This is a genomic window from Paenibacillus sp. J22P90 (genome assembly GCF_059692195.1).
Genome location: NZ_JCAUAY010000013.1, coordinates 92,148 through 107,150, shown reverse-complemented (window position 1 = coordinate 107,150; position 15,003 = coordinate 92,148). Strand labels below are relative to the sequence as shown.

The 15,003-nt window shown below is 43.6% G+C and carries 10 protein-coding genes; 2 read left to right on the top strand and 8 right to left on the bottom strand.

Annotated elements, in window-relative coordinates; all coding sequences use genetic code 11:
• Positions 1-70 precede the first annotated feature (70 nt).
• From AC58UX_RS29485 to AC58UX_RS29450, 8 genes are all read right to left on the bottom strand, one after another.
• A complete protein-coding gene (locus AC58UX_RS29485) occupies positions 71-2,926 on the bottom strand; it encodes a sugar-binding protein (RefSeq protein ID WP_497259465.1) in 2,856 nt (951 codons plus the stop codon).
• 71 nt (positions 2,927-2,997) lie between these two features.
• The gene (locus AC58UX_RS29480) at positions 2,998-4,047 is read right to left on the bottom strand and encodes a glycoside hydrolase family 88 protein (RefSeq protein ID WP_497259463.1); all 1,050 of its coding nucleotides are present in this window, start codon (positions 4,045-4,047) and stop codon (positions 2,998-3,000) included.
• Positions 4,048-4,065: 18 nt separating this feature from the next.
• Positions 4,066-6,177, bottom strand: a complete 2,112-nt coding sequence (locus AC58UX_RS29475; protein WP_497259461.1) for a beta-galactosidase — start codon at positions 6,175-6,177, stop codon at positions 4,066-4,068.
• A 97-nt stretch (positions 6,178-6,274) separates the two neighbouring features.
• Positions 6,275-7,984 carry a type 2 periplasmic-binding domain-containing protein gene (locus AC58UX_RS29470; protein WP_497259457.1) on the bottom strand — a complete coding sequence of 570 codons (1,710 nt, stop codon included), beginning with the start codon at positions 7,982-7,984 and terminating at the stop codon, positions 6,275-6,277.
• 108 nt (positions 7,985-8,092) lie between these two features.
• Positions 8,093-8,389 carry a helix-turn-helix transcriptional regulator gene (locus AC58UX_RS29465; RefSeq protein ID WP_497259455.1) on the bottom strand — a complete coding sequence of 99 codons (297 nt, stop codon included), beginning with the start codon at positions 8,387-8,389 and terminating at the stop codon, positions 8,093-8,095.
• A gap of 289 nt (positions 8,390-8,678) precedes the next feature.
• Entirely contained in the window at positions 8,679-9,503 is an 825-nt protein-coding gene (locus AC58UX_RS29460; protein ID WP_497259625.1) for a phytanoyl-CoA dioxygenase family protein, read from the bottom strand.
• A 100-nt stretch (positions 9,504-9,603) separates the two neighbouring features.
• The gene (locus AC58UX_RS29455) at positions 9,604-11,211 is read right to left on the bottom strand and encodes a response regulator (protein WP_497259453.1); all 1,608 of its coding nucleotides are present in this window, start codon (positions 11,209-11,211) and stop codon (positions 9,604-9,606) included.
• Entirely contained in the window at positions 11,204-12,955 is a 1,752-nt protein-coding gene (locus AC58UX_RS29450) for a sensor histidine kinase (RefSeq protein WP_497259451.1), read from the bottom strand. The genes AC58UX_RS29455 and AC58UX_RS29450 overlap by 8 nt, the downstream gene beginning before the upstream one ends.
• A gap of 111 nt (positions 12,956-13,066) precedes the next feature.
• Here AC58UX_RS29450 and AC58UX_RS29445 point away from each other — a divergent pair, with 111 nt between their 5' ends.
• On the top strand, positions 13,067-14,008 hold the full coding sequence (locus AC58UX_RS29445; protein WP_497259449.1) for an ABC transporter permease: 942 nt from the start codon (positions 13,067-13,069) through the stop codon (positions 14,006-14,008).
• Positions 14,009-14,042: 34 nt separating this feature from the next.
• Positions 14,043-14,921 carry a carbohydrate ABC transporter permease gene (locus AC58UX_RS29440; protein WP_497259447.1) on the top strand — a complete coding sequence of 293 codons (879 nt, stop codon included), beginning with the start codon at positions 14,043-14,045 and terminating at the stop codon, positions 14,919-14,921.
• Positions 14,922-15,003 lie beyond the last annotated feature (82 nt).

Sequence of the window (15,003 nt, the reverse complement as noted above, 5' to 3'; positions counted from 1 at the left end):
TATACATTTATGGGCCAAAAAATCAGGCTGCACATAACTGCACAGCCTGATTAGTATTAGTTAGTGTTTGTTAATTAACAGTTACAGATATTTGCGCCGCTTCTCCCTTATATGCCGCAACGATACTTGTCGTGCCATTCGTGAGACCTTGCACAATTGCGCTAGCGCCTCGCGACTGCAGCAATCTGGAAATATCACCGTTGTTGCTGTACCAAACGATATTCCCAGGATCGCTTACCGGGTTGTTATTCTGATCCAATACTTGAGCAGTAATCGTTTGACTTCCGTAGCTTCCCAGCGTCAAACTAGCGACACTGATTTGAATTGTATATGGCGTGTTATTCGGACCAGGATATTGGTAGCCTTTCGTCGTTCCATATAGTTGGCTGTTGAAATCGTTGCTGCCGCCTTCCCAGTTCGAATTCGTTCCATTTACAAACTGCGGATTAGTCCCTTGAATCCCTTGGATATACTCATCGGAATCGGTTACGGTTAATGGTACTGGATCCGTATCATAAAGCGTGGTTCCGCTCGTTTTACCGATGATCGAATGATGAATGTTTACGGCTACAGCATCTTCGAGGGCAATTTCCTGATCTTGATTGTTATAGAAAGTACTATAATACGCATTCACAGTTCCGCCGCCGCCTGCCCATAACCCGTTCGAGCCTCCGCTTCCGCCTCGTCTCAACGAATAAGCTCCGATTGCACGTATCAGAACAGCGTTGTCAAGTGACCAAAAGCGATAATTTCGTTTATTCCCGAATGATACTGTGTCAATCAACATAGGGTTGCTAGATTTGTCGTCCCAGCCACCGTCTGTATTATCAAATGCTTTTGAACGGACGTAAGTAATATTGTAGGAATCGCGTTCAACAGAGTATCCGTCACCGTTCCAATAGTTCGTACCGTCTTGATGCCACGCGTTTCGGGCGGTAACATCCTGAAACACGATGTCATGATTGAATATATGCGGTGATTCTGCAGGTGAATTTCCGACCCTGAAGCCCATAGGGAAGTTGCCAGCCGCCCAATTAGCCTGCCCCCCGGCATCCGCCGAAACGCCGATGACGCTCGCTAAATAAGTTCCATTGCGGAAACGTACGGCACTTTTCGTGTAATTCGAATATTCCCCATCCTTAATCAAGATGTCATGTGAGCCTGCATTCGCATTGGATCGAGTCGCGCTACCCCACATATAAACCCCATCGCTCATATTGTTAACATCAACATTGAGGATGCGGATACCTTCATGCTGGCCTGCCCCATAGATGCCATAGAAATAATTATTAATGACGATATCTTGAATCCACCAATAGCTGACACCCAGCGGTACATCAATAAATCTGCGCGACCCCTGACTCGAAAGCGTAAAGTCTCCTTGAAATACTGGCAATCCGCCGCCGGTATTGAACCCGACCAGCTTTTTCATGTTTTGTACTCCAGTTCCGGCGCTTGACAAGGTCAAGGTTTGGGGAACCGTGTATGTTCCGCTACCGACATACAACGTATTGGTAACGCCAGTCGCATTCCATGCTGCCTGGAGCCCTCCTGCCTGATCACCGCGAAACGCGTTTGCCCAGCTGCTTCCATCCATCGTTCCTGCACCTTGTGGAGTCACGTAACGATGAACAGGTTGTGGCGGTGGATTCGGAGTTGGTGCCGTGCCTACCGTAACGCTGGAAAGAACGAGATCACCGAATGCAGAAGTGTCTTGCCAATTGTTCGCCGAGCCTGCCCATACTAGCTGGCTGTCACGCGTCGTTCCATTATCGTCGTCGTTAACTCCAATGTCAAAGCCGACCGTCACTGAAGCTGTCGGGGTTATACCGAGATTTATCCAGGGGATTGCCATTTCCACGGCATATCCTCCAGATATCGCTGACCAGCCGTGAAGCACGCCGACTGTTTCATTCAATAATTCAAATATAGCTGAATCATTATATCCCTTTCGGAACTGCCAATCCTTAAGGTCATAACTTGTTCCGTGATTGTGGTCCGCATCAATGAAGAGCTCAATAGAATCATCATCGAAAGATTGCGTCGAATCATTATTAAGATTTGAATCGAGTACTTTAACGCCTACATACAAGTATTTGCTATCCCACAGAGCCCCGTATGTAACCGTATTATTTGGGGTTCCACTTGTTGATTTGGTAATGCTTTGATCGATTGTCCATACGCTTTCATTTAAAACACCGTCGACATTAATAGGAGTTAACGTTTTCTTGGAAGTATAGGTATTCGAGGAAGGAGGAGGTGTAGGAGTTGGTGTCGGTGTCGGAGCCGCAATATCTGAAACGATGACATCGTCTATACTGAAGCTGCCCTTGCTATAACCCCCGAATGCGATTCCTCCAGAAGAGAATGTCGAATCTGTAGCGGATAAGATTTGAACGCCATCCAGAAATCCGGTCAATTGATTCCCGTCAACTTGTAATCTCAAAGCATACGAAATATTCAGATCGAGTGTTGAAACGGCTGAATTCAATTCGGTTTCTACGCCGTTTAATGTTTTTGCCAGAATGATCGTATCGCTCGCTGTAAGAATCTTTAAGCTGTAATAGTTGTTATTGTTCTGGAATCTCGCCAGAATGCCGACTACATTATCGTTCGTATAATTTTTCACTTCGGCTTCCAATGAATAATTCGTCCAAGTTGAGTTGCCAGCAGTTGAGATATGTGTACTAGAACCGTTCGTTATATAAGATAATTTGTATACTTCATTTGTGCCTTCCGTAACTACTGAAAAGCTGCCTCCTTTCGTTACAGACCAGCCATCCGCATTCCCGTCTTCAAAATCATCGGAAAATAACGTTGCGGCTCGTGCCACATTAGGTAATCCAAAACTGAAGGAACCCAAAGTGCTTACGATCACTAGGAATGAAAGTACGATACTTATCCATTTGCTTGATTTCATTGACATTTTCATCCTCCTTTTATTGCGGATATGGGAAACGGAAAAAGACATTTTAATCTAAAACCTTAACACCCCCCTTATTTATTCTTCTGAAGATACTCGCTCATAAGCATCATGACAATGCCGTCCGCATACAGCGATTGATCACATGGCCTAGTCATATACACTTCTTTACTCTCAGGATTCGTACCATAGGAGCAATGGTCAATCATACCGTTTTGGGAAACGAAACCAGATACCGTTTGAACAATCTGCTCCCCCCACAATCTAAAGGGATGCGGCAGCACTCCCATTCGATATCCCTTCAGGGCAGCATATCCAAACAATGCCGTCGCTGTTGTTTCCGGATACGAATTCTCAACAAGAGGAAGCGTACGTAACATGCCTTCCGATGTTCTCAATGCGCGGGCTCGTTCCATAACATTTTGAAATAGTTGTTGATTCTTTGACAGATCATACTTTGGACTATCTCCCGTTTCCCTTAGCTGTTCAAGTATGTCGATCAGGCTCGCGACCATCCAGCCGTTTCCCCTTCCCCAGTGCTCCCCAAGGCAAGTGCGTTTCACGCAATGATAACCGTGGTAAAAGAGCATTTCATGAGGGTCAATCAAACATTCCGTATGAATGTTAAATTGTAGCAACGCTTCCTCCATGATGTCCTTCCGATCCGTAAACCGTCCATAACTGACCATAAATATGCCCGCCATAAACATCGAGTCGATCCATAACTGATTCTTATAGTCAGGATCGCCTCCCTCCCAAACGTGCGCCCATCCGCGATTATTTGTGCGAAGCGCTTGATGAAAACACCATTGTGCATACTCTTCGCACACTTTTCTGTATCGGTAGTCTTCTTGCTCCTTCAAGAGATGGAGTACTCCGACGGCAGGAATCACATAATTGACAGAGCCAAATGCTCTGCCTGAGTAACTCATTTCGAACCAGCCACGAAGAAAGGAAGAATAGTCCGGATTGTTCGTTGCCTCTATGGCTCTAACTAATCCATATAAACCAACACCGCAAGACCAATCCCATCGATAAATATTAAGATTCCAAGCGTCTGAATTTTGATTGGCAATTTTCTGAAATATGGCTTCAATCGCTGTTAACGCTGTTAGATGGTTCATAAGCAACCTCACAGTCCATTAATCATGTACTTCTTTAAGAATCGCAATGCCATCATTTGAACGCAACCATAACTCAGCAGAAGCATCAACCGTGTACACGCAATCGTTCCAATAATCCTTATAAATGCCTTGCGGTGCCTTAAGTCCAATCGACTGACCCGATCTTTCAAGTATGTTTTCGCCAATTAAGATAGATAGCCTTCCCTTGTCTGTATCTACAGGCAGAACCACCGTTGAATTTGAAGAAAACACAGGTCTAATTTGGTTTAAAATCGGATGAGATAGCTGCGAAATTACAAAGGTTACAATCCGCTCTGCACCTTTGGCTATCCCGTTATGTACGAGGGAAGGACCCAATATACCGTTGATAAATACAATTTTGCCTTTGTCGTATCCTCTCTCCCACACAAGGGGATGGCCGTCATTGGAGAACCGAAGATCCTCCCATGGAAACCATGCGCCCTCATCTTGAAATTCAGGATCTATTCTAGCCAAACATAGTTCACCCATGGGAACACCTTGAAAAGAGATTTCGTATCCATCGGGATTGGAATGTAAACCATTCGACTTCAATCCAATTACATTCGCAATACCGCCAGGCCATGGACGATGCAATCCGGCATCAAAATCCTTTCTCCCGCATGTTGCATCCATAACGACTGTGCCACCTGTTCTAGCAAAGGATAAAACTGCTTGCAGGTCCTGCTCTTCCCAAGCCACAACATGGGACAGCCACACGATTTTCCCGCCTTCGCCATTCGTAGGCATATCATTCATGCGTGTCATGGAAACATTCCACCCTGCCTGCATAAGGGCAATCGTGGAAAGGGAAGCTCCGTGGGCGCCATCTTGGACCATACGTCCTGGGACATCTTTTAACTTTTTATTGTTATCCACCCATTCTATCGCTTGTGAGCGTGGATCATACCCGACCCAGGCATTCGGTTCAGGAATGGTCCAATCACCTAGCTCTTCAAATAAAGTGGCGAGCTTGCTTTGCAACAACGCTAAGGCTCGACTGCGTGAAGTAGGTTCATCATTATCACTCAATAGTCCCCAATCGCCCGCTTCAAAATCATAGCTTCTTACATTTAAGCACCATCCAGTTACTGAATTGGCTCCCGCTGCCAGACTGGCAAGGAAGAACTTGCTAATTTCTTCCGCAGAAGCTTCGCATGGTTTTTGAGATGAGTTTAATGTGTTTCCTGTTTGAACTTCAGTAACCTCAACTTGCCGCACATCTGGACATGCAATTTGTTTTTTGACCCCGGCAGCCATTAAAAGGGGAAAGTGCGATCGCTTCGCATATGAAAACATCCATGCAGGGTGGTAGCTGGCACCAATGACATCCACAATGCATCCCATACGGTTCATATCCATACCAGATACGGCCTGATTATCCAGTAAAGGAATTGGATTTACACAGGTTTCTGTAATGGGATCTACTTGTTTCAATTTAGACGAGATCCATTCAAGTTCACTAACGAGCCATGCCGCTCTGCTCTGCCAGTCATCAATCCATGGTCTGTAACTATTCCAGGCCTCTCCTTTATGATTAGCATGTGGAACATCTTCAGGAAAGGGTATCTCTTCAAAGGATGCGTATCCGGACCGCCATCTTTCATTTAATACTTGAATCCCCTCTGTATAATGCTCCTGAAGCCATTTCCGCCAATGAACGAGAACCTCTTCTGTCCTTTCTCTTCCTCCTACCGGCTCGTTCCATAAAATCCATTGTCCTAAAGCCGGATGATCCTTATAACGGGAGACACATTGTTGAATGTAATTGGACATGGGCTCACGTTGATCGGGAGATAGAAACCCTGTATGGGAATGGAGCATAGACGGTGTCCCATTATGCCAAGGTCCCGAGTTTGCAGTCAGCGTAGCTTTGATTTTAATCCCATATTTGTAGGCAGCATCGAACGCATAATCAAATGTATCAAAAACCCATTGACCGGGTGTCGGCTCTATCCATGGCCACATAAGGAAGATCCGAACCCAACCTAAACCGCTCTGCTTAGCTGCTGAGAATAAATTGTCTACTCGTTCAGACGAGTCGGTAGGCTCCAACCAAATTTGGCAGCCTAATTTCATTCTCGCAGTCATCTCTGCAGTCTGTTTATCCAATGTGAATACCTCCGGAACTCTTTATTTTTATAAATCAATACCAACCCCATCACATGATAACCGAAGGAGTTGGTATGGATAACATCACAAGTTGCAGCTATTTATTGCTCGCTGCAGCTTTATTCACTTCAGAGGTCAGATCATTCCCTCCAGCCGTTTGCCATTGTTTAGCCACATCGTCAAAGCTTGAAATAGGCGCTTGACCGTAAATAATTTTCAGCATTCCCTCTGCTTTAATCTTGTCGATAACAGGTCCTTTGGATAACAATGTAGGCGTTGGGCCGCCAAGATAGGCGTCGACTACGTAACTTTGGGCACGATCGGATACTAAACCCGCCGCATAGATCGCATCAGAAGTGTTATTATCTGCAATCTTCTTTTCAATTGGAGTTTCAGGTTTTTTACCTTTGGCAAGCAATTTTGCCGTATCATTGAAGATATTGGGATCAATCGGTTCCATTAGGAAATCATGCTTAACACTGTTGATCCATTTTCCGTCCGGGAAATCCTTCGGATTAATCGATACTTTTCCGTCTTTCATCACATAATCGTAACCCTCAAACCAGCCGTTCTCGAATTCACTGCCTTGTTTTGGATTATTCGCTGTAAAGAGTCGGTTTAAGTATAAGAATAGCGCATCGGTATGTTCAAAATCTTTGTTGACGAGCAGCGCCCCGCCATTAATGTTGTAATCATATCCCATTACTTTTCCACTAGGTCCTACTGGGAGCGCATAGGGTTTAAATGAGGCATTTGGGTTGTTCTTCAACATATCAGGTAATGGATAGGCCGGTATCCAGTATGGAGCGAACATCATGCCGACTTTCCCGGCAGCGACTAACTCCGCAATCTTTCCTTCGTTATGAAGTCCGACTTCTGGGCTTATGAATCCCTTTTTATACCAATCGGCGAGTACGGTTAATCCTTCTTTGATTTCCGGCTTGAAGGTACCATATTCCAGTTTGCCATCGGAACCTTTAATCCATTGATCTGGCACTGTGCCGAACATTCCGAAAATAGGCGTTGATTCAGCAATCCATCCTTTGAATCCGGACTTCAAGCTCAATCCGAGCGGAACCATTTCTTTTGCGCCAACGCCAAGCTTATCCGCATTGTCTTTAAACGCTTTCAAGACGGTAGCCATTTCATCAAGCGTTGTTGGCGCTTTCAAATTAAGTTTATCCAACCAATCCTGGCGCACCCAAAGCAGCGAGTTGTTAAGTGCCGTTTGAGTCAAGATCGGGATTCCCATCTTTTTTCCATCAAAGCTGACAGATGACCACATCAACTTTGGATTTGTATTTAAAGAGTTTTTCAGTTCCGTAGAAGCGTACTTTTCAAAATCAGCTGAAATGTCTTTAAACCTGCCTGATTCAACCAAATCATTAATCAACCTTGCATCACCTACCCGGATAACGTCCGGCAATTTTTCACCCGAGCTTAACATCAACCGAATTTTATTGCTGTATTGATCCAGTGGCGATACCCACTGATACTTAATGTCAATGCCAAGTTTATCTTTTGCCCATTTCGTTGAGGCGTTGTCCGTCGGACCTTCACCCGTTTTATAAACATGCGAGGACGAAGTTGATCTGACAGTCGTGATCGTTATAGGTTGCTCGAACTTATACGTTCCTGCTTGTATTTGACTTGCGATGTTTTTGGCACTTGTTGCCGCATCTTGCTTAGCCGTACTGCTCGGACCCGCCGTGTTTACCGGATTGCTTGATTGCGAACAGGCCGTCAAAAAACTGCTCGTGAAAATGAACGCGGAAACTAAGACGACAAAAAGCTTTGGTCTTTTCATATTTTTCCCCCTAAACAAAATGTTGAGCTGCTGTAAATTCATCTTATAACGGACTTCAGATTCATAGTAGTAATAATGATTAAAGATAGTATAGTAAATTCTTAACTTTTACGTACCCTTGCGTAAATACCTGAACTGTCCCGGTGACACCCCTTCACGCTTCTTAAAATACCGGATAAAGTTTTGCGCGTTCGTATATCTTAGTTTATCGGCCATCTCCTTAATCGTCATCTCCGTCTCAACAAGCCACATCTTTGCAATTTTCAGTCGATATTGCGCCAAATAATCGCTGAAATTAATCCCTACTTCCTTCCGAAGCAAACGCCATATGTTGCTGGGGTGGAAATGAAGCCGTTCCGCACAGACTTCAATTGTTAAATCTGTGTCGTATTCTTCGTGAATCATTTTCATAATATCACTCGAAGTTTTGCATAAGTTCTCATTCAATCTGATACGTATCACATCCCCATTCTATAATGATAACGATTGCAATTTGCTAGCAAATTCATCATATAACGGGCTGAATGATTCCTGTAGTCATATAGAATAAAGATAACCTAGTAAATTTTTAACGCGATGTCATCAGACTTTCTGTTTTACATAAATCAGGCTGCGCAGAGATGCGCAGCCTGATTTATATTATGCATTAACAGTCAAGGAAATCTGTGAGGTTACTCCTTGTACATACGAATTTTTATGAACGATGGTAAACGAGCGGATTAAGGTTGCTGGACACAAAATCTCCCGGTTTGCACCCTGGTGTATGCATCTGCAAGCACTGTGTTCGAACATTGGTTTCCGGTTCCACCAGGCGTGCTCCGTCCTCCACATAGATAACGGTCATGACTTCCCTCATCTTGTCGGTAGGATTTCCCGGCGCGCTGTGGAGCGTCCATCCTGCATGAAAAGTAGCGTCTCCTGCCTGTAGCTCACCATAGTTCACCTTTTCCAATCCTTTGCTATCGATGAACTCGCCTAAAGTTTTATGGGATTCATCGGAGATAGCCATTCTTGTAATATGATTGAATGCATGTGAACCTGATACAAATGTCATGGAGCCTACTTCTTCAGCTACTTGCACGAGAGGCATCCACATCGTAATTGTGCGGGCATCAAGAGGCCAATAGATTTGATCCTGATGCCACGGCGTATAACCGCCGCCCGGCTCCTTAAACAGTGCTTGGTCCGCATAGATGCGGACTCCAGTTACGCCCATTAAATCAGCGGCGATTTTAGCGAATCGTTTAGCTAACGTAAATTTCATGACAGCTTCACTCTTAAGCCTCAAATTCGTAACTTGAATAAAAGCTTTGCCATACGTACTGCGTTCTGATAATGGTTTGTCATGATAATAATTCAATTCTTTTACTTTATCGCTGATAATAGGTTCAAAAACGTCGATTTCAGCCTTTGAAGCAACCGCCCTCAGCATCGTGTGTCCATTTTTTTGATATTCGGAAACCTGCTGTTCTGTCAACATGTACTCGTCACTCATATTCGGTAATTGGTCAATATCCATTCTGTTCACTGGTTCACTCAACCTCCCAATATCATTTGGTACACCCACCGAATATAATTTAGCACGAGTATGTCGAACCGGAAATAATCATTTCCTTGCATTAACTTAGTCCCCTATATTCTTGAGGCGTCATGCCAAAATGATTTTTAAACAGCTTACTGAAATAAGTAGGATTTTGAAAGCCAAGCTCCCGCGATAATTCAAATATTTTGATGCTGGAGTTTCTCAAGAGATGACTCGCCTTTTCCATACGGAATCGAAAAATATAATCACTGATGTTCTCCCCCGTCTCTTGCTTATACATCGATGATAAATAAACGGGGTGCAGCATGACATCATCAGCAAGCGCTTGCAAGGAAACATCATTGGATATATGGCTTTCTATATACCGATGAATCCGCAGAATGACCTTTTCATGCGTACTTCGAGTCTGCTGTATCGTCTTTTGCTCAAGCTTGTCAACGATACCAAGAACCCATTCAGATAACTGATCAAGTGATCTAAGTGTTCTTTGAGAAATATCCCCAACCTCCGATTCCAGTTCGATCAGAGACATGCCTTGCAAATGCGCGCTATAGACAAACGCATGGCGAAATGCAAGTACCACCTCGAGAATATATTCCTCGGTATCCATTTTTTTGTGCATCATTTCTGCCAGAATATCCGCGCATTTGGTACGTACGTCTTCCATACGCCCTGTCTCAAACAATTGGATGATGGTAGGTGGGGCATATAAAGTATGCAGCGTCTGGAAGTCGAAGCTTTTTTTCTCTTCGGATAGCCGGATGAAGTAATCCTGATATCTGAGAGGTAATTGACGATACTTTTGCAGGCAACCGCGGTAAAGAGCGGGAATATCTTCCGGGAAATTTCCAAAAGGACTCAGAAGTACAGATGCTCTCCCATTTAAATAATTTTGAATGCTTGTTTGAAGCTGTGCAGCTAACTTCTCCGCTAGCCTTGCGTTGGACTCGGGCTCTTCTCCGGTAGATAAAGGCTTAAGTAAAAAAACCATATATCCCAGATGATCTGTACAAGACCATAACTCAAAATCACTCTGCATCAGTTCATTAGCGATATTTGTTATCGCATATACATATAGCTCTCTCTCTTGTTCCTTGGATTCACGAAACCAATCTTCCAACCGAAGCACCACAATGGCAAACGAGTCACCCTCCGCGTAAGGGACTTCGTACAACGATAGCTTATCCGATAATTTCGAAATGAAATCTATTTTGCCAGCCAGTATGTCCGATAAAAGTGCAGAGCGCAGCGTCGGCAAATTTTGACGCAAAACAGACATCGCATTATCGTATGAACTGATCATTTGCCAATCTTCATTAATTCTTGCCAACGCTTCGCGAACGGCATCAATAAGCTCTTGATCTTTAACAGGCTTCAGCAAATAGGAGATTGTGCTGTATTGAAGAGCTATGCGGGCATACTCAAAGTCGGCGTATCCGGAGACGATAATACATTTGGTCTGACGATACCTTTCATGAATGTGCCTGCTAAGTGCCAACCCATCTACTCCCGGCATTCGTATATCCGTAATCACAACGTCGACAGGGTACTTCTCTAGAAGTTCTATCGCTTCTTTACCTGATGAAGCTTTATAGATTTGAGTTACTTCCAGCTGATCCCATTCCAAGGCTGCCAAGCTATTTAACTGCATCGGTTCATCGTCTGCTATTAATATTTTATACATGTTCATCCCTGCTTTCTTCTTCGGATTGATCGAGAATTAGCTCTACACGGACGCCTGAACTATTGGTGGAATGGGAAAGACGAATACCCGATCTCCCACCAAAAGCGATACATAAACGTTGATTAACGTTCCACAACCCGCATCCGGTCGATTCTGTAATCGGTTGCAGGAGTTTCTTTCGTAGTGATTCCATTTGCTCTTCAGACATTCCAGTACCGTTGTCTTCGACCGCCAAGACGATACACCCGGCTTGTCTGGAAGCGGTTATATGGATGTGCCCTACTCCCTCTTTTCCTTCGAGTCCGTGCTCAATGGCATTTTCTACGACAGGTTGTATGAGAAGACGAGGAATCACTTCCTGTGCTAACTCAGGCGGGACATCGAAATCATACTTAATTCTTCCGAATCTCATGTGAATGACTTCTAAATAATTTTGAACAAATTCCATCTCTTCCAGGATCTTCGGATTCTGATTCTCTACCCGGGTTGAGTAACGGTAGTAATCCCCTAGATGATAGCACATTTGGATGATGGTATCGTTCTCCCCCAGCTTTGCGCATGCCGAAACGAAAGAAAGGCTGTTATAGAGAAAATGAGGATTGATTTGAGATTGCAGTTGTTTCATGCTCGCAAGTCGAGAGCGATTCTTTTCTTCATACACGTTTTCAATGAGATGCTGAATCTGTATGCCCATCTCATTAAAGCCTACCGTCACAAAGTCAAACTCATTATGATATTTGCTCTCAATCCGGTGGGAGTAATCGCCCATCCGTACTCTTTTCAAACCTTGTGTCAACACACTGATCGGCTTCTGAACTTGACGGAACAGCATGAAAGACGAAGCTAATCCTAAAAACAACAATAGGAACATGATGATGTAAAAAATGGTTTGATTGTGATTGATCGGTCCCAATATTTCTTTTAAAGGCACATAGTCGACTAAGTAGGAGCGAATCTGCGGTACATACACATACGTCATAAAATAGTTTTTGTCATCAAGCGTAATATGGGCATGACCGGTTTCATCCGTAAGTCGTAAATGTTTCGTCAATTTGCCGATAAGTTCATGGTCCCCAAGTTGGGTCGTCACGATCGAATCGTCATTGATCAAAAGAAAAGGGGCTTTATGGTTTTTAGTCCCATATTGCTCTAGTAAGTTCTCTATACTTGAAGCTTTGAATTCAATCAGAAAAATGGTGCTGTCCAACGTTTTGCCTGCGGAGCTGTTATTGGTATTTGGCAGCGATTCAGTAAAGAAAAAGTCGAAGTATGAGGACTGTGTATTGACACCTTTCTTATAAATCCACTGACCGTATTTGACCTGATTCACCACATCTTCGTTATAGAATTCCTCACCAGAGGACGAAATTCGGCGTTTGGGTTCGGTGAGATAAATGTCAATTCTAGGCGACCAGTTCAGCAAATAAGTGTGCAGCGCCAATGATTCCTGAAGCGCGATTTGTTGCTGCGTAATATTGTAATATTCTTTAAGCACAATACTTTTCCTTAACGCGACCAGTTTAGAATCTCTGGCCAGAACACCTGGGAGCAGCATCATATTCTCTAATCCGGACTCGATCTGGCTCTTCAACAGGAGCAGTTGATTAGATGAATTGGAAGAAATTTCTTCACTTATGATCCGGACATTCGTCTGGTTAAATAAATAAACCAATAAAAAAACCGGTATCAAGAGTACTACGGTGACCCCACTCAGCTTAAATAAAATCGATTGGTGAAGTTTCAATTGGATCATTCCCCTTAAGAAAATGGTGGTTATATTTAGAATCGATCACTATGAAGTCAAACGTGTACAGAATAGAATTAAATTACTAATTCTGAGAGGGTGTTCGAACAAATGATTTCAAGACAAAATATAACACCAAGGACTCGCACTGACAATCGGTCTGCGCGATTTTCTGTAAGTAACAACTGGATGCTGCATGTGATGCTGCTCCCGGCCGTTATCCTGGCTATCGTATTTCATTACATACCGTTAGCAGGCATTGTAATTGCATTTCAAGATTTCAAGCCATGGTTTGGCTTTATGAACTCGAAATGGGTAGCCTGGGATAATTTCAAGTTATTTTTTTCCCTTCATGACTCCAAGCAGGTGATCTCGAACACCATCATCATCGCCGGACTTAAACTGTCTATTAGTCTGATTGTTTCCGTTTTCTTCGCACTCCTGCTGAATGAGATCCGGCAGATGGCTTTAATGCGCTGGGTACAAACGCTTGTCTATTTACCGCACTTTATGTCTTGGGTAATCCTTGCCGGTATATTACTGGATCTGCTTTCCCTTCAAGGCATGGTTAACAGGCTCGTGCAATTGATGGGATTTCCTTCCATTCAATTTTTAGCCGATGGCGATTGGTTTCGCGTTGTTCTTGTCGTCAGCGATATCTGGAAAGAATTCGGATTCTCGATGATCGTCTTCCTCGCAGCTCTATCCAATATTAACCCAGCGCTTTACGAGGCTGCCGAAATTGACGGAGCGGGGCGATGGAAGCAAACACTTTACGTAACGATTCCTTCTATGCTCCCTATTATTGTCGTTGTTCTTACGCTCTCGCTTGGTAACGTGCTCAATGCCAATTTTGATCAGGTATATAACCTGCTCAATCCGTTGGTTGCTGGTAAGGGCGATATTATCGATACTTACGTTTATGCTGTATTCAGATCTGGTAATTACAGCTATGCGTCCGCAGTCGGCATATTTAAGTCCGCAGTAAGCTTCGTTTTGATTACAAGCGCCTACTATTTAGCTTATCGAGTAGCGAAATACAGAGTGTTCTAGAGCAACACTACTTTGATGAAAAGAAGGTATCAACATGTACTATAAAAACCCTACGTACCGGCTTTCCTATTACTTCATTGTTGCGCTTCTTTCTGTTACAGCGATCCTATGTATCCTACCCATGATTCATATATTAGCCGTTTCACTTAGTGATAAATCTGCGGCTGATGGGAATTTGGTTAATTTCTGGCCCGTTCATTTCACACTTGCAGCTTATGAGAAATCATTAATCAATGAAAACTTTTTCAACTCACTGCAAATAACCTTACTTCGAACTGTGATTGGTACCGTTCTAGGGATGCTAGTCACCATCTTGGCAGCTTTCCCGCTAGCTTTTGACTCCAAAAAATTCAGATTTCGAAATGCCTATACATGGTTCTTCCTATTTATTATGGTGTTCCACGGAGGGATTGTTCCTACGTACGTGGTCATTCAGAAAATCGGCTTACTGAATAATTTCTGGGTGCTCATTTTACCTGGACTGCTCAATGTGTGGAACCTTATTCTGATGATGAACTTTTTCCGTGGCGTCCCTCGTGAACTTGAAGAAGCGGCGACCATGGACGGCGCAAACTACTTTACGATCCTATTTCGAATCTATTTGGCAATTTCTCTTCCCGCTATTGTCACACTTTCTTTATTCTCAATGGTAGGCCATTGGAACTCTTGGTTCGATGGCATGATCTATATGAACGATCCAGCCAAATGGCCGCTAGCGACGCTGCTTCAGACGATTGTCATCGTACAAGATTTCAATAAAACCGGCTTTGATGAAATCACCTTGGATCAAATCTCTAACCGTTCCGTCAAAGCTGCACAAATCTTTATATCCATTCTGCCAATCCTTATTGTCTACCCTTTTATGCAGCGCTATTTTGTCAAAGGACTGGTTATTGGATCGGTAAAGGAATAATGCGATCTTATAGAGAGAACTAGCCTTCAAGGTAATAGCTTGAGGCTAGTTCTTTTCATTGGGATCCTCATGTTAACCTCAT

Coding starts and splice junctions, on each gene's coding strand:
- AC58UX_RS29485 (WP_497259465.1), bottom strand. CDS start 2,926: ATGTCAATGAAATCAAGCAAATGGATAAGTATCGTACTTTCATTCCTA.
- AC58UX_RS29480 (WP_497259463.1), bottom strand. CDS start 4,047: ATGAACCATCTAACAGCGTTAACAGCGATTGAAGCCATATTTCAGAAA.
- AC58UX_RS29470 (WP_497259457.1), bottom strand. CDS start 7,984: ATGAAAAGACCAAAGCTTTTTGTCGTCTTAGTTTCCGCGTTCATTTTC.
- AC58UX_RS29465 (WP_497259455.1), bottom strand. CDS start 8,389: ATGATTCACGAAGAATACGACACAGATTTAACAATTGAAGTCTGTGCG.
- AC58UX_RS29460 (WP_497259625.1), bottom strand. CDS start 9,503: ATGGATATTGACCAATTACCGAATATGAGTGACGAGTACATGTTGACA.
- AC58UX_RS29455 (WP_497259453.1), bottom strand. CDS start 11,211: ATGTATAAAATATTAATAGCAGACGATGAACCGATGCAGTTAAATAGC.
- AC58UX_RS29445 (WP_497259449.1), top strand. CDS start 13,067: ATGATTTCAAGACAAAATATAACACCAAGGACTCGCACTGACAATCGG.
- AC58UX_RS29440 (WP_497259447.1), top strand. CDS start 14,043: ATGTACTATAAAAACCCTACGTACCGGCTTTCCTATTACTTCATTGTT.